5 protein-coding genes are annotated in these 8,717 nt (G+C 59.1%); all 5 read right to left on the minus strand.

The features are described 5' to 3' along the window. Positions 1-39: 39 nt before the first annotated feature. Positions 40-2,664, minus strand: coding sequence for a DEAD/DEAH box helicase family protein (locus tag TSH64_RS17410; RefSeq protein WP_109446783.1), 2,625 nt, complete (start codon positions 2,662-2,664; stop codon positions 40-42). Continuing rightward, positions 2,661-4,481, minus strand: coding sequence for a site-specific DNA-methyltransferase (locus TSH64_RS17415; protein WP_158285385.1), 1,821 nt, complete (start codon positions 4,479-4,481; stop codon positions 2,661-2,663). Before TSH64_RS17415 ends, TSH64_RS17410 begins: the two co-directional genes overlap by 4 nt. A 766-nt stretch (positions 4,482-5,247) precedes the next feature. Further along, positions 5,248-6,012, minus strand: a complete 765-nt coding sequence (locus TSH64_RS35365; RefSeq protein ID WP_146208044.1) for a hypothetical protein — start codon at positions 6,010-6,012, stop codon at positions 5,248-5,250. Between the two features lie 791 nt (positions 6,013-6,803). Next, positions 6,804-7,013 carry a hypothetical protein gene (locus TSH64_RS17430; RefSeq protein ID WP_158285386.1) on the minus strand — a complete coding sequence of 70 codons (210 nt, stop codon included), beginning with the start codon at positions 7,011-7,013 and terminating at the stop codon, positions 6,804-6,806. A gap of 92 nt (positions 7,014-7,105) precedes the next feature. Further along, a protein-coding gene (locus TSH64_RS17435; protein WP_109446791.1) for an IS5 family transposase occupies positions 7,106-7,869 on the minus strand; the annotation gives its coding sequence in 2 pieces (ribosomal slippage) (positions 7,106-7,539 and positions 7,539-7,869; 765 coding nt in all). Positions 7,870-8,717 lie beyond the last annotated feature (848 nt).

The following is an 8,717-nucleotide window of genomic DNA, read 5'->3' on the forward strand; positions in this document are numbered from 1 at the left end:
GAGATGCCTCCTCGAGGAGGCATCTCAAGGGTCATGCGCTCACTGGGTGTAAACGAGGTCGCTGATTTTGAATCGCTCCCCGTCGGTCAGCCGCTCAATGTCGGCACGGTAAACGGCCTTAATCCAGTCGCCAACTTCGTCCCTGTAGACCATCAGGGCGGACTTGTAGCGAGCGTGCTCGGACCGAACCTTGTCGGTGTTTCCGCGACTGAACAAGCGCCCAGTCCTGCCATCGTCCTTCACCTCGGCCAACGCGATGTTGTCCTCCGACTTCCGCCGAGCATCCACCCCGATGACAAAGTCCGGGTAGTGCAGCCGTCCATTCGGCAGGACGATGGAAACCGCCCAGCGGGTATTTTCAACGTTGCGCAGCCACCACAAGACCGTCCCGGTCGTGTCAGCATCCAGCAAATCGGCGAACGCCCGCTCCTCACGGTTCATAGTTGACGGAAACACCCCATACACGGACTTTGCCGATCGTTGCAGAGTGCCCATTGCCTCTATGTGATCGGGAATGTCGACGTCCTGATGGATCTCGACCACGCTGGCGAGACAGGACCGGCAAGCGTCGTGGAGGAGAGACGGCCGGGTCATTGCGATGAGATTCACCGCCCTGCGCAGGTCCTTCTCCTCGACCTCTTGCCCTCGGTCATCGAGCTCACGCCGGAGTCGATTGACCAATGCAGGCCTGAGTTCGCGCTCGTCGATGCCATCATTGAACCGGAAGGCCATCTGGGCTTCTTGAGCGATCCGGACATTGGAAATGGGAACGCTCTGTGTCCCGACCAACACCTCGTGGCCGAAGACTTCCTCCTCGGTCACGACCACCTTGCCCTTGGTACGGTTCACAAGGTTCACGACGGCATCGTCGATCTGAATGCGCTCGGCGATGCAGGCCACCAACCCGTCCATTGTGCGCGGTTTCACCTCGCGCGAGAGGCGCCGGGGGAACGTGATGTCGGTCCTCAGAGGATAGCGATGCACCTTGAAACTCGAAGTGCCAGGATCGGCGCTGGACAGCCTCTCCTTCCCGGCGCTGCGAACGAGGGACGGCTCGGGAGCCTCGAGAATGAAGTCGAGCGCCGACTGGACCCGAAGCGCCGCCGCGCGTTGCACCGTTTCCTTGGCGTGTCCGCCCGACGAATCGGGGTCCGATGTGGACTCCGGCTTTTCATGAACGTCTTCGTGGGCACTTGCGGCTTCCTGGGCGCCTTTGTCTCCTGAAGCCGGTGTGGGCGGAACCAGGAGTTCCGCGAAGCCGGACCGCGGATCGAAGAGGGCCGCCTTCGACGACCCGAAGTTAACAACCACGACGTTGTCGGTGACCGTTTCGATGCTGTCCTGAATGGTCTTGAGTTCCTCGGCCGCCGCAGTCATCGCAACCTGCTGGTCTGGGTTGGCGAGGAACACGTAGCCATGATCTAGGATATGGTTCGGCAGACGAGGCGGTTCCGATGCGAAGGCGTGCAGGTGCTGAACCCGGGGGTGGACGCGCATAATGCGCCCAAGAACCTGAAGGCCGAACTCCTCGCCCACCGATTTGCGCAGCGACACCAGCGTCCAAGCGCGCGGGGCGTCGAAGCCCGTCGCGGCCGCCATTTTGAAGATCAGAACTTCCTTGGTTTCGTCGTAGGCCAACGTATGGAAGTATGGGTCCGGCTCACTCGAGGTGTGCCAACCGATTGCCGAATCGGGAACCTTCAGCGTCTTCAGGAAGGTGACGACCTGCTTGACCCGGTCGTCCTCCCCCTCCTTGTCGTTCTCGACCTGGATCAGCAGCAACGGGGTGAGATCGACACCCTCGTCCTTTAAAGCGCGCTTGATGGCCAAGTGTCGCTCCCATCCGGCGTAGATGGCGACCTCTTCCATGTCGAACAGGTTCTTGTCCTTCTCCTCGGCCCGGAAGTGGACCGCGCGGACGCCAGGCTTGTTGAGGCAAGCCCGAACGACCTCCTCCCGGCCGACCTCTACGCGATTCGGCGTGCCGATGCGTGCGATCTTCGCGAATCGCTCGAGTTCCTCGTCCCGGGGCGTCGCGGTCGCAAGGATCGTGAAGTCCGGCTGGAGAACGTCGAGGTAGAACTCCGCCGCCCGTCGCGCACCGGTACCGAAGTTGAGGTGAGCCTCGTCGATGACCACGCCGATGTACCAGCCATCGGCGCGGAGGGCGGCGATGAACAGATCGACGCCCGCCAGCGTCTCCAGGTTCCTCCGGGCCTTCTTCGCGTCCTTCTTCGCGGATGCTACGCTGGCCCAAGTCGCAATGAAGACATCGCCATCTTTGGTTACCTTGAGGTGGCGGTCGGTCTTCAGGTCACGCATCCGAATGCTGCGGCACTGCGAGCGCAACGCGTCTTGCGTCTGCGTGACCAAGCCGGAATACGGTGTGAACCAGAACCAGCAAGTCTTTCGGGGCAGCCCGCCTACCATGCGTTCCAGCGTCCGGCCGACAGTGAGGGTCTTCCCGCTGCCTGTTGGCGCCCGCAGAAGGGTGACACCCTGCGCCTTGGCGATGTCCCGGCGCCGGTCGCGAGCAGCCTCCATTTTCGCTGCGGTGTCGCGCACGACGTTCAAAATGGTGTCCGATGCTTTCGTCTGAAATTTCCGGAGCGGCAGCAGGGACGGTCCTCCGACAAGGGAGGCGATAGCGGCTTCGGCGGTCATGCGTGGAACCTCTTCATGAACTCGTCCGGCACCGCTCGGACTTCGATGCTGTTGCTGCCACGGAACGCATCCACGACGAGGCCTGGCGTCCAGGTGTAGACAAAGACGCTGTGGTCGGCCGCGAGGCGGCGCAACATATCCTCGGCCTCTTGGGTAAACTTATTACAGTAGGCAACCGCCACCCGGTCGTCGGTGATGGCAGCGTTGACCACCCTGCCCGTGTCGAGCGGAACGATGGGCAGGTCATGCATCGCCAGGATGGAAACCCAGATCTGTTCCGGGGTGAAATCGTAAGCAATGTCTTCTAAGGCGATTCGCTCGGCTCGCAGGTACGCGAAGTCTCCGCCGAGTCCCTCGGTGCCGTTGAAGCCCCCGATGACCTTCCGGATCCGAGCAGCGCAGACATCGCGGCAAAGGTTTCGATTGGGGTCTTCGCCAGTTTTCTCGCGCGAGGAGACCAGGATGAACCGACGGTCGTCACCATCCTCAGCGTTTAGAGCCAATAAAGCATGGCCGGTCGTACCCGACCCGGCGAAGAAGTCGAGCACGATGTCCCCGTCAGATGCCACCTGCTTCAGCAAATCGGTCATCAACGACAGCGGCTTTGGATAATCGAAGACCTTCTCGCCGAACATTTTGTTCAGGAGCGTCGTCCCCTCTTCGCCCATGAGCGAAGACAATTCGACCAAGCCGTCTTCGGCACCGTGCTCATCCACCTTCGTGCGAACCCAGCTGGAGACCGGGCTGAACTCCGACTTGAGCTCGGACTTATGGCGCCGGTATTTGGGGCTGCCCCAGCCGACGGTCTTGCCGACCCAGAACTCAAGGTTCGGCAACCCCTGACGGAGTACCGGGACACCCCCGCGGAACGGCACATCCTGACGGTCGATGGCGTCGAGAAGCTCGTCCATTGTGTTCCAGACGGCTGTGCGCTCGCCAACGGGGAAGATCACCTTGTTGTCGGCGATCAGGTCCTCCATCGACGCCTTCTTGAGCTTCTGCCCCTTCTTCAGGAACTGCTTACTCCCGAAACGCCAGACACCGTTCGGATTGCAGGGATACCAGATGCCTGTCTTGGGATCGTGAAGTGGATAGTAAGCGTTGCCCGCGCGCTTATCGGTGTACTTGACGGAGACCGTCAGGTTGTCGGCGAACCAGTCGCCTCGCGGGTCGTTGTCCGGGTTGGAATAGTGCGCGAGCGTCTTCCGGTTGCCCCCGAAGCGGAACTTCGGGCCGCCGTAAACCAGGACGTGCTCGTGGTTAACCGAGAAATAGCATTCACCGGCATCGTTCCCGCCGATGCGTGAGCGCCAAACGAAGCTCCCCTTGCGCATTCCAGGGAAAACCTCTTCCATCAGCAGATCCAGCTTCGACCGGTTATCGTCGCTGATGGAGACGAGGACGACACCGTCCTCGGTCAGAAGGTCGCGAGCCAGCATCAGACGCTGGTAAAGCCACTCCAGCCAGGTCGACTGCGGATACCGGTCATCGGGGCAGCCGAAGTCGTCGTTGTAGACCCAATCCTTGTTACCAGTGTTGTATGGGGGGTCGATGAAAATGACTTTGACCCGGCCGGTGTGCGTCATGCACAGCCATCGTAGAGCGTCGTAGTTGTCGCCCTCGATGATCAGGTTCCGGTACGGAGCGCCTCCGGCACAACCATCAAAATCGGCGAGGTTCATCGCCACGAAGTCGGCGTTCATGGCGGAGTCCGGCAGGTGGTCCCTGCGCTCCCAAACCAACCCGAGCTTGCTCTGCGCATCGCGCTTCACGAGCAAGTTCACCAACTGCTCGTGCGACAAATCCGTGTACTTCAAGTCAGCCCCCTTAGCGGCGCATTCTCTCCAACGCGCAATGCGCGCATGGAGTATCATCGCCCGGCCGAAGTACACCTATCAAGCATATCAGCACAATAAAAATGTAGACTTAAAGATGTGCACCTGTTCATAAAAATCGTTGACAGTGCAGTAAGCATGCTAAGGTTCTCGCATTTGCGAGTGACGAGCCGGTCACCGGCAGGAATGAAGCTAACGCCTGAAACCATATCGAATGCATGATGGCGCGCCATCCGTACCGGGGGAGGCTCCTGCGCACCTCCGCCGACGGAACCCTGGTGGAAATGCTGACCAACCTCGGCCGTGTCCTGCCCGTCGGCTGCCGCCCGGACCTCTGATGTCCCGCTCAACATGTCGACAGGAGAACATCCAATGGAAACGGTCGAGAATAAACTGCTGCCGGTTATCTGATCCTGACGGACACCGAGGGACGGCGCTAAGCGGGCCGCAAAACTGGCTCTTCAGCGACCTTGCTGTTGCAGCCTCAAGGTATCGGGAAGTTAACCCAATTTTCGACAGCTCCGAAAACTCGCCATCCGAACCTATACAGACCGAAAGCTGCATGTTGTGAGGAAGGCATAACAGATATACTGCCCCAAATTTTTAAGCACCCCGCATCCTAGGCGCGACTAATTGCTTCAAGATTTCAATGCTCCAGACTTAGACACCTTTGTCATGATCGCGTGCGTGTTGGGCACGACCTCCGACAGCTTGCTGATCTACGACAAGATTTCAGAACCCGACCAAGTCAGGACTGTTCCTGAGGCGTGGTTTCTTTCTGCTGCAAATGCTCTGGTAAGGCTTTGGTGTTTTTCACCTGAGGGCGGCGAGAGAGGGAGGTGACAGGCACCTCCCCCTCTGAGGTAGCCGAGCCCTGCCTCGCCGAGGCTTGACATGCCAGAACACGCCCTGCCGGATCTGAGCTTACAATTTCTGTATTCGCCACGGCCTCTACAGAAAACCGGCCATAGCGGGGGCGGAAATCTCCAATTCCGAGAAGATCGCCTCCTAATCTCAGCCACTCTTCAATAGAATTCTCGTCAACAACTGAGGGAAGGAATTTGATTTCTATAGTCGCTTGCCAATTTGGAAACGCCGGTCGGGTACGCATAACACGCCCCTTTGGCGTCCGAACGGGCATGCGCAACTGGAACCTGGGATCTTTCCAGAGATCGTCCAACGTGCTTGGCCCTTCGTAAACAAGCGGCGCATTGGCCGTGCAGATGAGGCCTGACCGGGCGTGCCCACCACGCTTCCGGGTGCGGGCCGCGGCAGCGATCATCCCCTCGATAACATGAGCGGGGATACACGGTCGCCCATCATCCACCCAGACACTGCCGTGCCATTCGACTTGGGCCAAGCGCTCATGGTCGCTGATCGTCTTGTGTCGCTTTCCTGCGATGGCCGAGATTTCGCGTGAGTAGTCGTCCAAAGGATCGACAAGGCGACTGTTGCGCATCAACAGCGGTGCAACTCCGCAAAGGCGGAAGCGTAAGGTTTCAGAGAACAACATGGCGCCATCCAGAGGTGCTGTCGATCAGATGACGCTCCATGGGAGCGCCGACAGGAATGAGGGGCGGCAGCCGCTTTCTCGAATATTTCCGTTTTCGGAGTTCTGCCGTAACCATTTCATGACAGTCATGGCAGAGCGTCGTGAGGTCAGAAACACTCTCCCGCCCCAGTCGAACGTACGTCCGGTGGTGCACCGTCAATCTTTGTTGCCGGTTACAGAGCCGACAACGGCCGCCAGACAGCCTGAGCTCGGCTAACCGGGCTGGGTTGGTCGACCACGCAGGGCTCTGAATGTACTTGCTGTACCGAGAGCTTCCCAACATCACCCCCATCAATTGGTGGACGCCGGTGCCGAGTCGCATGCCTTCTCTCCGCGATAAATTTATGTACCGCTTCGAAACAGGCTCAAGCAAGCATGAATCTTCTTACAGAAGAAGATTAGTTCTTCTGAGAGAACCCATTCGGCGCGTCTGCATCTTCCGTTGGACATTCAGTCCCAACTGGGAATCTTTAGGCGCATGTTACCGAGCGCTAGCCAGATCCGGGCGGGGCGCGGGTTGCTCGGATGGTCTCGGACCGAACTCGCGTCCAGGGCTGGTGTGTCGAGCAAAACGCTCCAACTCATCGAAGACGAGGCGGTAAACCCGCGCGCTTCAACTCTTGAAGCGCTTGGCCGTGCCCTTGCCAAGGGCGGTGTTCTGTTTCTTATCCACAGCAAGTCAGGCGGCGAAGGCGTCCGACGTGCCCTGTCCGAAGATCCTGAACTCGAATAGCGCTCAGGCTCGCTTCGGGTCACAGGCGGGTTCTGCGCAGCCGTAGGGCAATACCAACCACGATACCGAACTCAACACCATCGCGGCGGCGATCACCGGCGACAGGGTCCAGCCGCTTACGGACCACCTGATGCTTCTGGATCGGGAGCACCTCAGCTTTAACCTCGTAGATGCCCATGCGACGCGCCATGGCCTCGACAATGGTCCTGTTGCCGCCCGTCAGCATCACGATGCGCGCCCCGTCGGCACAGAGCGCTTCCAGGGCTGGGGAGTGCTCGCCTCGATCGGGTCGCGATGACACCGCCAAGCTAGGCCGTAGACTCATAATCCCTGGCACCATAGCCTGACGGCGACGAGCTTCACGGCCGCCAGGAAATTTTCGGGTCGTTTGTCGTATCGGGTGGCGATACCTCTGAACTGTTTGATCTTGTTGAAGAACCTTTCGACAAGGTTCCGCTGACGATAGAGCCAGGACGAGAAGACGAAGCTGCCCTTGCGGTTGGTTTTGGGCGGAATGTTGGCCCAAGCCTTCCGCTCGGCGGCTTTGGTGCGGATGGCATTGCTATCATAGCCTTTGTCGGCCAACAGGATGGCCCCCTCGCCAAGATCCTCCGTCAGAGCGTCGGCTTCGATGCAGTCGGCAACCTGCCCGGCAGTCAGGCGCAGACGGACGGGGCGGCCTTCCGCATCGACGAGCGCGTGGATTTTGCTGGTGAGGCCCCCACGGGAACGTCCCATGCCGCCATCGTCTCCAGCCCCCTTTTTCCCGTGGCAGCGTGCTGGTGCACGCGAACACAGCTGCTGTCGATCATCACGATGTCGCCGTCGTAGGCTGCCGATACCGCTTCCAGAAGCCGATCCCAGACCCCGGCCTTCCGCCATCGCACGAACCGGTTGTAACAGGTCGTCGAAGGACCATACCGTTCCGGTATCTCCGCCCAGGGCGATCCGGTGCGGAACCGCCACAGAATACCATTCAGAACCCGGCGATCATCCACACGCCGTACACCGCGCGGCTTGTTCGGCAGTAGCGGCGATAGGATCGACCATTCCTGGTCCGTGAGTTCGTAGCGACGGCGCGTCATCAAGGGCTCCTTCGGGAAACCCTTGAATCACGGCACCACTCTCTAGGCCAAGAAGATTTATGAGTTTACCGCCTAGCTGTCGACGACGGCATACAGCGCCGCGGCTCCTTCCTGCTGATGTTCGGCAGCCTGAATCTCCAGGTTTCCCAGAGGAATGCCATCGCCACCACCTTCGGTGGATGGACATGAACAAACCGCTACCCACGATTGATTTCTTCCATCTAACAAGCATGGAATTAGCTGAAGTGGGCCTCGTGTATAGGGAGTTTAGTCCAGTTTTCTAAAATCTCGAAAACCCCAGAAAACTTAGAAAACTCGGCTGCCCATGAACCTGAGACCGGCTGATCCTGGTGACGGCATGGCAGCCCGCCCCCCCTCGAACTCACAACATGGAATCATTGGGTTGATACAATGAAGCTTTTACAAGCTCTTCCTCCGCCAGAGGGCAGGTCCGAGTTCGAAATGCAGACGCCTGATGGTACCGAACACGATCGACAGCAGAGTCAGCACACTTGGGATCAAGGTTATGGTTCTCGAGCACGACCAGCTGCTGGCTTGATTGCCCGCCACGAAAGCATAGGCTCAGGCATTTCGTAGCAACCCTTTCGGCGAAAAAGCTGAAAACTTGGCTTGGTAGGCGGCTGAAGCCGTGTCGTCACTCAGCAACCTTCTCCAAAACCTCATTGCCGACAGAACAAATAAGGAACATTATCCCAAAGCCGACAGGGGAGAGGGATCAGTGTCCGGCAGACAGATCGTAGTCCATGAGCCTTAGAGGCGGTTTCCAAAACCTTGATCTGACGATACCCCTCCGGAAACCCGCTGATGTGCTGTCGGTTTCCTTTGCC

Origin of the sequence: Azospirillum sp. TSH64 (genome assembly GCF_003116035.1) — a bacterium.
Taxonomy (GTDB): Bacteria; Pseudomonadota; Alphaproteobacteria; order Azospirillales; family Azospirillaceae; genus Azospirillum.

Coding starts and splice junctions, on each gene's coding strand:
- TSH64_RS17410 (WP_109446783.1), bottom strand. CDS start 2,664: ATGACCGCCGAAGCCGCTATCGCCTCCCTTGTCGGAGGACCGTCCCTG.
- TSH64_RS35365 (WP_146208044.1), bottom strand. CDS start 6,012: ATGTTGTTCTCTGAAACCTTACGCTTCCGCCTTTGCGGAGTTGCACCG.